At 44.0% G+C, this 14721-nt stretch carries 8 protein-coding genes and 3 tRNA genes; 6 read left to right on the forward strand and 5 right to left on the reverse strand.

The window, feature by feature from the left end; translation table 11 throughout:
* Positions 1–7: 7 nt before the first annotated feature.
* From ptrA to recD, 3 genes are read left to right on the forward strand one after another with little or no spacing between them, the layout of a single operon-like run.
* On the forward strand, positions 8–2893 hold the full coding sequence (gene ptrA, locus Xhom_RS06600) for a pitrilysin (protein ID WP_069317935.1): 2886 nt from the start codon (positions 8–10) through the stop codon (positions 2891–2893).
* Complete coding sequence (gene recB / locus Xhom_RS06605; RefSeq protein ID WP_069317936.1) at positions 2890–6573, forward strand: exodeoxyribonuclease V subunit beta; 3684 nt, start codon at positions 2890–2892, stop codon at positions 6571–6573. The genes ptrA and recB overlap by 4 nt, the downstream gene beginning before the upstream one ends.
* Before the next feature lie 14 nt (positions 6574–6587).
* On the forward strand, positions 6588–8480 hold the full coding sequence (gene recD / locus Xhom_RS06610; protein WP_198148791.1) for an exodeoxyribonuclease V subunit alpha: 1893 nt from the start codon (positions 6588–6590) through the stop codon (positions 8478–8480).
* 51 nt (positions 8481–8531) lie between these two features.
* On the opposite strand, the gene argA is transcribed toward recD, so the two are convergent.
* On the reverse strand, positions 8532–9866 hold the full coding sequence (argA, locus tag Xhom_RS06615) for an amino-acid N-acetyltransferase (protein WP_069317938.1): 1335 nt from the start codon (positions 9864–9866) through the stop codon (positions 8532–8534).
* A gap of 241 nt (positions 9867–10107) precedes the next feature.
* On the opposite strand from argA, the gene amiC reads away from it, so the two are divergent.
* Positions 10108–11355, forward strand: a complete 1248-nt coding sequence (gene amiC / locus Xhom_RS06620) for an N-acetylmuramoyl-L-alanine amidase AmiC (protein WP_069317939.1) — start codon at positions 10108–10110, stop codon at positions 11353–11355.
* A gap of 179 nt (positions 11356–11534) precedes the next feature.
* Here amiC and Xhom_RS06625 read toward each other — a convergent pair.
* The 3 genes from Xhom_RS06625 to Xhom_RS06635 form a co-directional block, all read right to left on the reverse strand.
* A tRNA-Met gene (locus Xhom_RS06625) sits at positions 11535–11611 on the reverse strand.
* Between the two features lie 82 nt (positions 11612–11693).
* Positions 11694–11770, reverse strand: a tRNA-Met gene (locus Xhom_RS06630).
* A 131-nt stretch (positions 11771–11901) separates the two neighbouring features.
* Positions 11902–11978, reverse strand: a tRNA-Met gene (locus tag Xhom_RS06635).
* 225 nt (positions 11979–12203) lie between these two features.
* Between Xhom_RS06635 and mltA the strand changes: the two genes are divergently transcribed.
* Together mltA and tcdA are read left to right on the forward strand one after the other, a co-directional pair.
* A complete protein-coding gene (gene mltA / locus Xhom_RS06640; protein ID WP_069318560.1) occupies positions 12204–13301 on the forward strand; it encodes a murein transglycosylase A in 1098 nt (365 codons plus the stop codon).
* A gap of 70 nt (positions 13302–13371) precedes the next feature.
* Positions 13372–14184 (forward strand): tRNA cyclic N6-threonylcarbamoyladenosine(37) synthase TcdA, encoded by an 813-nt coding sequence (tcdA, locus tag Xhom_RS06645; protein WP_069317940.1) that lies wholly within the window; start codon positions 13372–13374, stop codon positions 14182–14184.
* On the opposite strand, the gene csdE is transcribed toward tcdA, so the two are convergent.
* A complete protein-coding gene (gene csdE / locus Xhom_RS06650) occupies positions 14181–14651 on the reverse strand; it encodes a cysteine desulfurase sulfur acceptor subunit CsdE (RefSeq protein WP_069317941.1) in 471 nt (156 codons plus the stop codon). The genes tcdA and csdE overlap by 4 nt on opposite strands.
* Positions 14652–14721: the final 70 nt, after the last annotated feature.

The raw sequence follows: 14721 nt of genomic DNA on the forward strand, positions 1-14721 counted from the left end.
TTAGGTTATGCCTAAATATATTATCCGCATCATAACGATGCTCTTTCTGCTACTTTGTGGGGTAACAGCATACGCGCAGTCGCCGTGGCAGCTGTTACCGGATACGATTCATAAAAGTGATCGGGATCCTCGTCAATATAAAGCCATCCAGTTGCAAAATGGCATGACAGTTCTGCTGGTGTCTGATGAGAAAGCGATTAAATCCTTGGCTGCTGTTTCGATTCCTGTTGGCCATATGGAAAATCCAGATAACCAGCTTGGTTTGGCTCATTATCTGGAACACATGGTATTAATGGGGTCCAAACGCTACCCTCAGCCGGGGGGATTTGCTGAATTTTTGCAAAAACATGGAGGCAGCCGTAACGCCAGTACGACGGCCGATCGCACATCATTCTACCTGGAAGTTGAAAATGATTCGTTGACCGGAGCGGTAGATCGTCTTGCTGATGCGCTTACTGAGCCGTTGTTTGATCCACTTAATGCCGATCGTGAACGTAATGCTGTCGATAACGAAATGACCATTGCCCGCGCGGGTGAAGGGCATCGTATATGGCAAATCCGTGCTGAGACTATCAACCCAGCCCATCCTAATGCTCGTTTTACTGGTGGAAATCTGGAAACATTAAAAGATAAGCCCGACAGTAAATTACAGACGGCACTGGTTGATTTTTATCAGCGCTATTACTCCGCTAACTTGATGAAAGGCGTAGTGTACAGTAATAAATCAATAGACAAACTGGCACAGCTTGCGGCAGAAACCTTTGGCCGAATTCCAAACCGACATGCTTCAGTGTCATCCATTATAGTGCCGGCAGTGACGGAGAAAGAAAAAGGGATCATCATTCATTATATTCCTGCACAGCCACATAAGGCATTGCGTCTGGAATTCAGTATCTTGGATAACAGTGCAGAATTTCGCAGCAAAACAGATGAATATATCGGGTATTTGCTTGGTAATCGTAGCCAAAATACGTTGTCTGATTGGTTGCAGAAACAGGGGCTAATAGAAGGGATCAGTGCATCTGCTAGTCCTAAAATTGATGGTAACTCGGGAACTTTTGGTATTTATGTTTCTTTAACGGATAAAGGGCTTGAACAGCGGGATCAAGTTATTGCGGCTATTTTTTCTTACATCAATCTGTTAAAGCAAAAGGGTATTCAAAAGAGTTATTTTGATGAAATGACCAAAGTGCTCAATCTGTCATTCCAATACGCATCAATCGTACGAAATATGAACTACATTGAGGGGCTATCCGACGCTATGCTGGAATTACCTATTTCCCATGTGTTGGATGCTGGTTATATTGCAGATGACTTTAATCCGAAAGCGATAGCCAGCCGCTTGAAGGAGTTAACGCCTGACAATGCACGCATTTGGTTTATCAGTCCAACAGAGCCACATAACAAAGAAGCTTACTTTGTTCAGGCACCCTATCAGGTCAATAAAATTACCCAGAAACAGCTCACTGAATGGAAAAACCTCGAACAAGGCGTTTCGTTCTCCTTACCAGAATTGAACCCGTATATTCCTGATGATTTATCTCTGATTAAAACATCGGGTAGCCAGAAACATCCTGAAATGATTTTGGAAAAACCTAATGTTCGTTTGCTTTATATGCCAAGTCAATATTTTGCGGATGAACCTAAAGGCAGTATTACATTGGAGATGCGCAATCCTAACAGATTGACGGATATTAAAGATCAGCTTGCGGACACATTGTTAGCTTATTTGTCTGAACTTAAACTTGATCAACTGGGTTATCAGGCTTCAGTCGGAGGAATGGGCATCTCCACAGGTTATGCTGATGGTTTGAAAATTGACGTTAGGGGTTATACGCAACATTTACCGGAGTTACTGACTTCAGTTATTAATCAATATATCTCGTTTACACCGACTCAGGCGGAGCTGGAACAGGCGAAATCATGGTATCGGGAACAACTTGAAGTTGCCAACAATGGTAAAGCTTTCCAAATGGCCATACAGCCGGTTTCGCGCCTTTCTAGTGTGCCTTACTTCGAACAGACCGAAAAATTGAAGACGCTGGATATCATCACCATTGACGATATCGTGAAATATCGCCAAAAGATGATCCAATACTCAGCTTTACAGGCGTTTATCTTCGGTAATTTAACTAAGCAGCAAAGTATCGATATTGTTCAATCCGCTCAGAAGCAGCTCGCCAATCAGGGTAACGTGTGGTGGACTGGTACTCGTATTGTAGTCGACCATAATTATGCGGTTGATTTTAAAGGTACTGCCAACAGTACTGATAATGCATTGGCGGAGATCTATATTCCAACAGGGTATGATCGTATTAATGGTTATGTTAATTCCAGTGTGCTGGATAGCATTTTGTCACAGTGGTTCTATGATCAATTGAGGACTGTGGAACAACTGGGTTATGCCGTTTTTACTTTTAATCAAGGTGTGGGGCAGCAGTGGGGACTAGGTTTTCTATTACAGAGCAACAGTAAACAACCTGATTACCTGCATCAACGTTACCAAAACTTCTATCAACAGGCTGAGAAAAAATTGAAAGCGATGCCTGAGGCTGAATTTGAACAGTATAAAAAAGCACTGCTGACGGAGATGCAACTGCCGCCTCAGACTTTCTATTCAGAAGCGTCTCGCTATGATTTGGACTTTGCACGCAATAATTTCAAATTTGATTCACGGGAGAAAGTGATTGCGGCAATGGAGAAAGTGACCAAAGCACAATTGATTGAGTTTTATGAAAAAGCAGTTATCAAACGTCAGGGATTGGCACTGATTTCCCAAATTACAGGGAAAAAAGGTATGGCTCATCAATATGCAGAGCTGAAAGGCTGGAAAACTTACTCTCACTTGTCTGATTTCCAGAAACAATTACCGGTTAAGGTGAATGCTCAGTGAGCAAAGAAATACTGAGCCATAAAGTAATTGGCCATCAGATACAATCGAATAAGCTTAACCCGTTAACACTGCCGCTGTATGGTCAGCGGTTGATTGAAGCCTCAGCAGGCACGGGGAAAACCTACACAATAGGTTTGCTTTACCTTCGTCTGTTACTGGGATTAGGCGGCTTTGCCGCCTTTTCCCGGCCACTGAATGTTGAAGAGATCCTGGTGGTTACTTTCACGAAAGCGGCTACGGCTGAATTACGTGGACGTATCCGTGAGAATATCCATCAACTTCGCTTGGCGTGTATTCGGCAAGGCACAAACGTGGTTGATCCCATCTATCAAAAACTACTGGATGAAATTCCTGATAAGGAGAGTGCGGCTAATTGGTTATTGGCTGCTGAACGCCAAATGGATGAAGCGGCAATCTATACCATCCACGGTTTTTGCCAGCGAATGCTGATAAACAATGCGTTTGAGTCGGGTGTGTTGTTTGACCAAACGATGATTCAGGATGAGAGCCAGCTACGCAAACAAGGGTGTGCCGATTTTTGGCGGCGCCATTGCTATCCTTTGCCATTGTCTATCGCAATGGAAATTAGCCGGACATGGAAAGGGCCGGAAGCATTGCTGAACGATATTTCAGGCTATTTGCAAGGGGATATACCGTATATCGTCAATGCACCTGATAGCGATGAAACGCTGTTTAGCCGCCATCAAAAAATTATTGAACTGATTGATTCGGCAAAACATCAGTGGAATGAAACGGCAGCCGATTTACACGATCTTATCGCGAATTCCGATGTTGATAAGCGCAGTTACTCTAAAAAACATCTTCCCAATTGGCTGAGTAAAGTATCTGAATGGGCGAAATTACCAACCCAAGACTACCTGCTTCCCAAAGAATTGGAGAGATTTTGCCAGTCACATTTAGTGGAGAAGACTAAAAAAGGAGAAGCTCCTAAACATCCGCTGTTTGAGGTTATCGAAGAGTTATATCAGCAACCGCTGACATTAAAAGATATCATCATAGCTAAGGCGATTATTGAAGTTCGCCAGTCTGTTAATCAAGAAAAGCTAATGCGTGGTCATATGGCGTTTGATGATTTGCTGACCCGTCTGGACAGTGCTTTGCAACATGTAGGGGGAGAGTTGCTTGCGGAGGCAATTCGGCAGCGTTATCCCGTCGCTATGATTGATGAATTTCAGGATACTGACCCTCAACAATATCGTATTTTTCAAGCCATATATCGCCATCAGGCAGAAAATGCTCCGTCTGAAAACGAAAGGTCAGATAATGGGTTGTTGTTCATTGGTGACCCTAAGCAAGCGATTTATGCTTTTCGTGGTGCGGATATCTTCACCTATATTCGTGCGCGTTCTCACGTGAATGCTCACTATACGTTAGAGACTAATTGGCGTTCTTCTCCTCCAATGGTGCAGGCGGTTAATAAACTGTTTTCCCGTACAGAAAACCCATTCATGTTTAAACAGATCCCCTTCACTAATGTGAATGCAGCAGAGAAAAATCATGGGCTGAAATTCTCTTTGTATAATGAGGAGCAGTCTGCTTTGCGGTTTTGGGTACAATCTGGTCAGGGTTGCTCTCAACGAGAGTATGAACAGAACATGGCACGTTTGTGTGCTGCCCAAATTCGTGACTGGCTGAAAGCAGGGCAAGAGGGGCAGGCACTTCTGTATCAGGCAGAAAAAAGTCGTTCAGTTATAGCAGCAGATATTACGGTGCTGGTTCGTGATCATCGAGAAGCCACATTAATTCGCCATGAATTAAATGCATTCAAAATACCATCGGTATTTCTTTCCAATCGTGAAAGCGTGTTTGATACACCAGAAGCTAAAGATTTGCTTTGGTTGTTACAGGCAGTTTTAGCGCCGGAAAAGGCGCGAGAGCTAAGGAGTGCGTTAGCCAGTTGTTTATTTGGCATGAATGCGCAGCAAATCGATCAATTGAATAACGATGAAGCGGCGTGGGATCGTCTGGTTGATGAGTTTGATGGTTATGCCCGGCTATGGCGCTCCCGTGGTGTTCTACCGATGTTACGGGCGGTGATGTCGAAATATCAGATAGCAGAAAATCTACTGGCAGGGGATGACGGAGAACGCCGGCTGACTGATGTTATGCACATTGGGGAGTTGTTGCAGGAGGCATCGCTGCAATTGGATAGTGAACATGCCGTTGCTCGCTGGTTGGCCCAACAAATTTCCAACCCTAATCCACAATCTGAAACTCAGCAGATGCGACTGGAGAGTGATCGACATTTGGTACAGATTTGTACCATCCATAAATCAAAAGGGCTGGAATATCCATTGGTTTATTTGCCTTTCATTTGTGGTTACAGGAAGCAGAAGCGGGCGGTTTATCATGATCGCCATAATTTTGAGACTCACCTTAATCTTTCTCATGACGATGAAAAGCTGAAAGAAGCGCTGGAATTGGCTGATGAAGAACGCCTAGCGGAAGATTTACGTTTGCTCTATGTTGCATTAACACGTTCAATTTATCACTGCAGTGTTGGGGTTGCGCCCCTTATCAAAGGGAACAGAAGTAAAGAGGGGGATACTGATTTACACTTGTCTGCCATCGGGTATCTGCTGCAAAAGGGGCAGAAAGGTGACGCTGAACTGCTGGCAAGTAGTTTATATGAGCTAAGCGGTTTACATGAACCTTGTGATAACAGCATAGAGATCAAATCGGTGAAAGACGCCGTCGATTCACAATGGTATTTGCCACGTGAAAACCCCTTACTGTTGGAGGCGAAAAGGTTTCAACGCTCCATTCGTGATGACTGGCGAGTGACGAGCTATTCAGGTTTGCAACATTCTGCTTCGCGCGCCATTTCATTCAGCTTTGCCAGTGCATTGGGAGAGTCAGTGGATGTCATTGTTCAATCCATCTCACCGAAGCTAGATGTTGATGCCCGCGGTGAAAAGCAGGGAAAAATGTCGTTACAGATGTCTCCTCATTCTTTTCCACGTGGGGCATCAGCGGGTACGTTCTTGCACGGCATTTTGGAGGAACTGGATTTTGATAATCTCCCGGAACAGGCGTGGCTGGTGGAGAAACTGACAGCATCAGGATTTGATGAAAGTTGGGCTCCCGTATTGGAACAGTGGATGGCTGATATTGTGAACGCAGATCTGAACGGGCAAGGAATGAAGTTAGCCGATATTCCCCGTCATCTCCAGCAAAGTGAAATGCAGTTTTATCTGCCGGTGGATAACTTATTGCATTCAAAGGTACTGGATGAGTTGACCCGTCGTTATGATCCACTGTCTGCGCAATGTGCTCTGTTGGGCTTTCATCAAGTCAAGGGAATGTTAAAAGGGTTTATCGATTTGGTTTTTTGCTGGCAGGGTAAGTATTACTTGGTGGATTACAAATCAAACTGGTTGGGTGAAAGTAGTCAGTCATATACGCAGGAGGTGATGGCGAAAGCCATGATAGAGCATCGTTATGATTTACAGTATCAACTCTATACCTTAGCTCTGCATCGTTATTTGCGTCATCGGTTAGCCGACTATGATTATCGGCACCATTTTGGTGGAGTGCTCTACTTGTTTCTACGGGGCATTGATAAAGATAATCCCGGGCATGGTCTTTATCATTATTTGCCGCCCTTTGAGTTTATTGACGAACTGGATACGCTTTTCAGCGCTGTTGGTGAGGAGTAAAGTGCATGAATTCCATGATGTCATTATTACAACAAGCGGTGAGTCAAAAGTTATTGCGTCCACTCGATATGCAGTTCGCTTATGCGATGATTGAAGATGAAAATCCCTTGTTATTGCTGATTGCAGCCTTATTGAGTGCTGAATCTGGTGCAGGACATGTCTGCTTACCACTGGAACGGATATCGCCAAAATATTTATTTGAAGGCCGGCAGCCTGAGTTAGCCGCTTCACTTTGGTCTTTGGCCGGTGAACCGAAACAATCGCAAATTATTACTGCCTTGCAGTCATGTCCGGCAGTCAGTATGGGGGAGTTACCCACCCCGATAATCCTTTCTCATCGGAGTGCTTCTGGTTACCGTTTGTATCTACAACGAATGTGGCAAAGTGAACGGCGCGTGGCGGATTTTTTTGCCACAGTGGAATTGACTGACGATCATGAGCAGGCTGAACTTGATGAAACACATCTACGCCACATTTTGGATGAGCTTTTTGGTGTCACAGCCGAAGAGGAAATAGATTGGCAAAAAGTGGCGGCGGCGGTCGCTGTGACGAGCCGTATTTCTGTTATCTCTGGTGGGCCGGGAACTGGGAAAACAACGACGGTCGCCAAGCTGTTGGTCGCTCTAATTAAATTGCATGAAGGTCAGCGTTTAAGTATTCAACTGGCTGCACCAACAGGCAAAGCAGCAGCGAGATTGACGGAATCGCTCCGAGAAGCAGTCAATAAACTCGCTTTGACGCAAGAACAGTGGAAGAGCATTCCGGAACAAGCTAAAACTATTCACCGTTTATTGGGAGCACAGCCAGATAGCCAGAAACTGCGCTACAGCCGCGATAATCCTCTCTCACTGGATATTTTGATCATTGATGAAGCATCAATGGTGGATTTGCCGATGATGGCACACTTGATTGCAGCTTTGCCGTCGCAGGCGAAAGTGATTTTTTTAGGGGATAAAGACCAACTGGCTTCGGTTGAAGCCGGAGCGGTGTTGGGGGATATTTGTCTGTTCGCTGAACAGGGGTATAGCGCCAAACGTGCTGAACAATTGAAGAGATTGACTGGATGTCAGTTAATATTTAATGCCATGCAAAATCCTGGAGAAAATATTTCGGCAGTTCGAGATAGTCTGTGCTTGCTGCGTAAAAGTTATCGTTTCAATTCATCTTCAGGTATCGGGCAATTAGCATCAGCGGTTAATCAGGGAGATCGTGCGGCGGTATCTTCGGTGCTGAGCCAGTCTTTTCCAGATGTTGACTTCAATCCACTTTCAACTGATGAAGATTACCAGCGATTATTGGTTGAAACGGCCTCGGGTTACTATCAATATTTGGCAATGGTGAATGATCAGGCACCAGAAGAAGCGATTTTGGCGGAATTTAACCGTTTTCGATTGTTATGTGCGTTAAGGGAAGGGCCGTTTGGTGTCACTGGCCTGAATCAACGAGTGGAACAATTGTTGTACAGGAAAGGGATCATTACCCTGCCCAGAAATGTGGAGAGCCGAAGCTATGCTGGCCGTCCGATCATGATATTACGTAATGACAGCACCCTTGGGCTGTTCAACGGAGATATCGGAATTATGCTCAGAAATCAGGATAATGAATTGAAAGCCTATTTTCAGTTATCTGATGGGCAGATTAAAGGGTTTCAGCCAAATCGATTGCCTCTGCATGAAACGGCTTACGTGATGACGGTGCATAAATCTCAAGGTTCAGAGTTTGAACATACCGTATTGGTATTACCGACCCAATTTTCGCCAATCGTCAGCCGGGAGCTGGTATATACGGCACTGACTCGGGCCAAGGAGAAATTGACTCTTTATGCCCACAAGCCTGTTTTGGACAAGGCCGTAGCTACAGCAACACAGAGGCGAAGCGGGTTGGCTGAATGGTTCAACCCGCAGTGAAAAAGCGCTGTGTTCAATAAAAAACTATATGCTTAGTAAAAAAACATGTGATTAATGATTCTGTAAATTCATCATCAAAATTTTGGAACGGCGCTGATAGTTATACAGCGCTTGTTTTTCCACTGGCAATGTGTCGATCTCTGCGGGTTTAAAACCCTTCTCCTGAAACCAGTGAATACTGCGGGTTGTAAGCACGAAAAGTTTCTCTAACCCGATCTGTTTGGCTTGATTGGCAATTGAATTCAGCAAAGTTTCACCTCGGGAGGAGCAACGATAATCTGGATGTACAGCAACACAGGCCATTTCCCCGATTTTTTCATCAGGATAAGAATACAGCGCGGCACAGGCAATGGTGAGGTTGTCGTGTTCTATCAGGGTAAACTTATCAATTTCCATTTCTAATTGTTCCCGTGAACGCCGAACTAAAATACCTTCTTGTTCCAATGGGCGAATAAGCTCAAGAATGCCACCGATATCATTGATGTTGGCACGGCGGATCTGTTCGGAGCGTTCCATTACAATTTGGGTGCCGATACCTTCGCGCGAGAATAGTTCCTGAATCAGAGAACCATTCTCCTGATAGCTGATTAAATGACTGCGGCGAACTCCACGGCGGCAGGCTTTGATCGCTCCTCTTAAAAAACGGCTGGATTCTGAATAGTGTTCACCCGCATTTTCCAGTTCATGTAGGCGCATTACGCCTTCATCAGGGAACAGTTCTGATAGAGTATTACCCTCAGTATCAAGTACGCCCTGTGATGAGCAAAATCCGATCAACTTTTCCGCTTTTAATTTAATCGCCAACTTTGTCGCAATTTCTTCAGAGGTTAGATTAAAACTTTCCCCTGTGACGGAAACGGCAACCGGCCCAATCAACACGATGGCGTTATTGTCTAATTGCTGGCTGATTGCGTCTTCATCAATGCGACGGATCCTGCCACTATGGTAATAATCGACGCCATCATCGACTCCCAAGGGTTGGGCGATAATAAAGTTACCGCTGACAACATTAATATGGGCACCCTGTAATGGTGTATTGCTCAGGCTCATGGAAAGACGGGCCGTAATATCCAGTTGCAACAGACCTGCTGATTGTTTAACTAGATCCAGTGTCTTGGCATCTGTAACTCGGGTATGTTTGTGATAAATAGGTTGGCAATTGTGTGCAGCAATATTTTGTTCAATTTGTGGGCGAGCACCATACACGACGATTAAGCGAATTCCCAGGTTATGCAGTAAACCAATGTCGTTAATAATATTTGGAAAATTTTCATGGGCGATAGCTTCACCCCCTAGCATAATGACAAAAGTTTTACCCCGATGCGCATTGACATACGGAACCGAGTGCCGGAAGACTTCAACCAATTCGGTATTGCGTTCTTTCATGAAACCCTCTCTGACTGAATACTTATTCTAATTTTGTGTATTTTTATTCTTTTTGATTGAAAATGGCAAGAGGAAATATGGATAAAAATAATGTTATTATTTATATTGGTATAAACAAACTGGGAGAGGCATAAAATGCTTTTTTTGATGACAGCCATCAGCTAATTAATTAGAGTTTCCTGCTTAATGATTATTTTTGGCAAAGATTACTGAGTTTGGTTGTTTTTAAATGGAATAAACGATGAGTCATTCAGACCATAATTCTTCACGTCGCCGTTTGTTGAAAGGCGCAGCCGCTGTATGGTTGCTAAGTATTAGCCCAATAGGTTATGCAGCAAATTCAAAAGTTATCGCTGTGCGTATTTGGCCTGCATCAAGTTACACCAGAGTGACGCTGGAGTCTAATATTCCGCTTAAGTACCGCCAATTTTCACTTTCCAATCCCAATCGGATTGTGATTGATTTGCAGGGTATCCAACTTAATAGTGTCTTGAGCAGTATGGGAACACAGATTCAGAAACGTGATCCTTACCTGAAATTGGTGCGAGCCGGGCAATTTAATCCGAAAACGGTACGTCTGGTATTTGAAGTCAAACAGCCCGTCTCTCCGCATATTTTTATTTTGCCACCGATAGCAAAATTCAGACATCGTTTGGTGTTAGATCTTTATCCAAATCACTCGGCGAATGTAGATGATGACCCTTTAACGGCTCTGCTTGAAGAGTACAACAGCGGGAGCTTGGAACAAAATTTGCCGACTGAAGCACGTAAACCCGGAAAAGCAGGGCAAAACAGGCCGATTGTCATTATGCTTGATCCCGGTCATGGTGGCGAGGATTCGGGAGCTATTGGGAAATATAAAACTCGTGAAAAAGATATCGTGTTGCAAATTGCCCGTCGTTTACAGGCGCTTATTAGACGTGAGCCTGGCATGAAAGTTTACATGACTCGTAATGAAGATGTGTTCATCCCTTTGAAAGTCAGGGTGGCGAAAGCTCGTAAGATGCAGGCGGATTTGTTTGTTTCTATTCACGCGGATGCTTTTACCAATCGGGCTGCACACGGTTCATCTGTATTTGCGCTGTCAACTAAGGGCGCGACCAGCAATACTGCCCGTTTTCTGGCTCAGACTCAGAACGAGGCTGATATGATCGGGGGAGTCAGTAAAAGCGGTGATAAATATTTGGATCATACTATGCTGGATTTGATTCAGACCGCGACTATCAATGATAGCTTGAAATTTGGTGATGAAGTGCTCAAGCGGATAGGCAAGGTCAATAAATTGCATAAAAATAGCGTTGATCAGGCGGGTTTTGCTGTATTGAAAGCGCCAGATATTCCTTCTATTTTGGTTGAAACTGCATTTATCAGTAATTTGGAAGAAGAACGCAAATTGAAAACAGCGAAGTTCCAGCAACAAGTAGCGGAGTCTATTTTTGCTGGCATTAAGGCTTATTTCAAAAATGGTGCTGAACTAGCGCGGCGGTAATGGGTTTAGAAGTAGCCAATAGTTTTAGAAACGTACACAGGGATAGATGCTTAAACAGGGACGTAATGAAATTTGAAAATGAATTTGAAAATAAAGCGAAGATAGGGAATAAGAGATAAGCTGAAAATTGAAAAGTTGGGTTCAGACAGAAGAAAATTAGTTAGATAATAACTAGAAGTTGGTTGCGGGGGCCGGATTTGAACCGACGACCTTCGGGTTATGAGCCCGACGAGCTACCAGGCTGCTCCACCCCGCGTCCGTCTATTTACAAACTTTGATAATAAACTATCTATTATCAAAAAATAATGCAAATAATGAGCAATGACATCATACAAAATTGGTTGCGGGGGCCGGATTTGAACCGACGACCTTCGGGTTATGAGCCCGACGAGCTACCAAGCTGCTCCACCCCGCGTCCGTCTATCTGCAAATGTTGATTATAAGTAATTGTTCATCAACAATGAACGCAAATACTGAATGATGACATTCTTTACTACTAAATTGTGTTTATGCTGCATCATATCATTAATGATATCAGTATAAAATTGGTTGCGGGGGCCGGATTTGAACCGACGACCTTCGGGTTATGAGCCCGACGAGCTACCAAGCTGCTCCACCCCGCGTCCGATGTGGGCTCACTATACGCTTGAACTGAATCGTTGCAAGTTTTTTTATTGATATTTACCAAATTTGTTTGTTTTTAGGTTAAAAATGCGCCAATTGTTTTGTTTTTGTTCTAATTCCAATTGTCAGCTAATAAGTTATTTTTTTCTAACTACATTTTATTATTTATTGGTGTTTGATATCGTTCACCGTCGGCTCATCATGGTAGGAGATAAGGCATGAATATGAAACTCTGGGGCAAATATCTTTTATGCGGGTTGGTCATTTCGTTGTTATCGGGATGCCATACAAGACCGACAGATCAAGCACAGCAATACAATGATGGTCGAATTAACCAGGATTTCCAGCTGGTTAATTCACCTAATGCCCAAGGTTTTCCGGTTAATATCAAAGATTTTTCCAAGCAGGTAAAGTTTATCAGTGAATCTTCTCCTCGCCTTTATAACAATAATAGCGAGATATTTAATGCGATCGAAAGTTGGGTAACGTCTGGCGGTGATACCCGTAATTTAAATCAGTTTGGTTTACTCGCTTATCAAATGGATGGTGACGATAATTACGGGAACGTAAAATTTACCGGTTATTACACTCCTGTTTTGCAGGCTCGGCATGTCAAACAGGGAGAGTTTAAATATCCACTATATCGCATGCCAACTAAATCGCGTTCTCGATTGCCAAATCGCGCAGCGATATACAATGGTACATTGAACAAAAAATTCATTATTGGATACAGTAATTCGTTAATGGATAATTTTTTGATGGAAGTACAAGGAAGTGGTTATGTTGATTTTGGTGATGGTCGTCCATTGACCTTTTTTGGCTATGGTGGAAAGAATGGACATGTTTATCGCAGTATTGGCAAAGTTCTGATCGACCGTAGCGAAGTGTCCAGTGACAAAATGTCGATGAAAGCGATCCGCCAGTGGGCAGAGCAGCACAGTGAATCTGAAGTAAGAGAATTATTGGAACAGAATCCTTCATTTGTTTTCTTTAAACCTGAACCTTATACTTTTGTTAGAGGAGCCAGTGCCGTTCCTCTTGTCGCCAACGCATCAGTTGCGTCTGATAAATCATTAATCCCGCCCGGAACAGCACTGTTGGCAGAAGTTCCTGTGTTGGATAAAACGGGTAAATTTACTGGGCAGTACCGGGTGCGCCTGATGGTGGCACTGGATGTCGGTGGCGCCATCAAAGGGAATCATTTCGACATTTATCACGGTGTTGGTGAAGAAGCGGGTGAAGCGGCCGGTTTTTATAATCACTATGGGCGGGTTTGGGTATTGAAGAAAGCACCATCTGGTTTTTTGACTGCAAACCAGTAAGATCCCTTTAATTCAAATAATCGATGGCCCATCTCAATAGAGATGGGTGTTATGTAGGATTTATTTTGTGATGCAAGTTTTTCTCTCTGATGCTTATCTCCAGCGTTTTGCTGGTACGGCTCGATTATATGGCCAGAAAGCGCTTTCATTATTTGCAGGTTCACATGTTTGTGTGGTAGGCATCGGTGGTGTTGGTTCATGGGCAGCAGAAGCTCTGGCGCGTACCGGTATTGGTGCGATTACACTGATTGACATGGATGATGTTTGCATCACCAATACTAACCGCCAACTGCATACGTTGGTACAGAATGTGGGATTACCAAAAACTGAGGTCATTGCCGAAAGGATACGGGGGATCAATCCAGAGTGCCAAGTGACTTGCATTGATGATTTTGTCACACCTGATAATGTAGCTGAATTGATGTCCACAGGGTTCAGTTATGTGATTGATGCGATTGACAGTATACGGCCAAAAGCGGCATTACTGGCTTATTGTCGCCGTTATAAAATTCCGGTTGTGACAACGGGGGGAGCAGGTGGACAACTTGATCCGACCCAAATTCAAGTCGTAGATTTGGCGAAAACAGTACAAGATCCGCTGGCTGCTAAATTAAAAGAACGCCTGAAATCAGATTATCGCGTCGTAAAAAACGGTAAGGGTAAATTGGGCATTGACTGCGTATTTTCAACGGAACAGTTAGTGTACCCGCAAGCTGATGGTACGGTTTGCGCAGCGAAAAGCACGGCGGATGGTTCCAAACGGATGGATTGTGCATCTGGTTTTGGTGCCGCAACGATGGTTACGGCGACTTTTGGCTTTGTTGCCGTTTCTCATGCATTGAAGAAAATGGTGGCAAAGGCCGAGCGAGAAAGCGCACTTTAACGTTGATTTTCCGCTAAATGTGTGTGGGCAATTTCCTGAATTGTATTGATTAGGGATTTTATGCCATTGAGCCTTGAACCACTTAATTGCTGTTCAAGGCCAATTTTCTGAAATAACTCAAATAAAGACGCCTGTAAAACTTGCTCTGGCGTTTTTCCTTCCACGGCGGTCAGAATAATCGCCAATAGCCCTTTGACGATGCGGCCTTCGCTATCCCCGTAAAAGTGCAGACTGCCATCGGAACGCAACTGGTGTCCCAACCAGACACGGTTTTCACAGCCGGACATTTCAATCTTTTGTTGTTTCAACTCATCGGCCAATGGCGGCAGTTTTCTGGCCAGCCCGATAAGCTGCCGATAGCGATCTTCCCACAATTGGCATTGCTCAAATTTTTCAATGAGTTGTTGCTCCGTAATTTCTGTGCCAAACGGATGTGGAGCAAGGATGGTGTCTGAAAGTTGTGTCATTGGTTATTTATCTTGCTGTGTTTTTGATCTCTGATTGCCTCTCAAAGAGGTTTCAGGATCATAACATCTA

It is taken from the genome of Xenorhabdus hominickii, from assembly GCF_002632725.1.
GTDB classification, from domain to species: Bacteria; Pseudomonadota; Gammaproteobacteria; order Enterobacterales; family Enterobacteriaceae; genus Xenorhabdus; species Xenorhabdus hominickii.